A 996-nucleotide genomic window follows, 5' to 3' on the forward strand; every position below is an offset into this window, starting at 1 on the left:
GGCGCCGGCCACGGCGGCCGGCGGCGTGCTGGCCGGCGCCAATGGCATGACGCTGTACGTGTTCGACCGCGACACGGCCGGCTCTGGCAAGAGCGTCTGCAATGGTCCCTGCGCCGCCAACTGGCCGCCGCTCGCCGCCGCGACCGCGGACGCGGCCAGCGGCGACTGGAGCGTGGTGACGCGCGACGACGGCACGCGCCAATGGGCCTACAAGGGCCGCCCGCTGTACTACTGGGCCAAGGACGCCAAGCCGGGCGACAAGACCGGCGACGGCGTCAACGGCGTGTGGCACGCCGCGACGCCCTAGGGCCTGCACGCGACGCCTTGGACGCCGCCGACGCCATCGCTCACATTCCGCGCCTGCGCCGCTACGCCCGGCTGCTGGTCGGCGACGCGGCACGCGCCGACGACCTGGTTCAGGACACGCTGGAGCGGGCCTGCCGCAAGTGGTCGCTGTGGCGCCCGCCCGGCGCGCCGGGTGCCGACGTGCAGGCCGCGCTGCGCGCCTGGCTGCTCGCGCTGATGCACAACCTGCACGCCAACCAGTGGCGGCAGTCGAGCGCCCACCCGAGCGTGGCGCTCGACGCAGCGCTGGAACCGCGCCACGATCCGACCCCGGGCACGGTGATGCGGCTCGACCTGGAGCGTGCGCTGGCGCTGCTGCCGACGGCGGCGCGCGAGGTGCTGCTGCTGGTCGCTGTGGAGCAGGTCGCCTATGCCGAGGCCGCGGAGATGCTGGGCGTGCCGGTCGGCACGGTGATGTCGCGCCTGGCGCGGGCGCGCGAGCAGTTGCGCCAGTTGATGGACGGCGCGCCGGCACCTCGCGCGGCGCTGAAGGTGGTGAAGTGAAGGACGGCCCGATGGACACGCGACCCGGCGAGACCGAACTGCACGCCTGGGTCGACGGTCAGCTGGCGCCCGGTCGTGCCGCCGAGGTGGCGCAGTGGCTGGCCGCGCACCCGACGAGGCGGCCCGCGTGGCCGCCTGGCAGGCACA

At 75.1% G+C, this 996-nt stretch carries 2 protein-coding genes; both read left to right on the plus strand.

Going from position 1 to position 996, the window contains the following annotated elements:
- Positions 1-307, plus strand: a 307-nt coding sequence (locus x551_RS22660) for a hypothetical protein (protein ID WP_036251950.1), incomplete at its 5' end; no start/stop codon positions are given.
- A 17-nt stretch (positions 308-324) separates the two neighbouring features.
- Positions 325-849: an RNA polymerase sigma factor gene (locus tag x551_RS22665; protein ID WP_036251953.1), complete on the plus strand. Its 525-nt coding sequence runs from the start codon at positions 325-327 to the stop codon at positions 847-849.
- Positions 850-996: the final 147 nt, after the last annotated feature.

Source organism: Methylibium sp. T29, from assembly GCF_000576205.1.
Taxonomy (GTDB): domain Bacteria; phylum Pseudomonadota; class Gammaproteobacteria; order Burkholderiales; family Burkholderiaceae_C; genus Methylibium; species Methylibium petroleiphilum.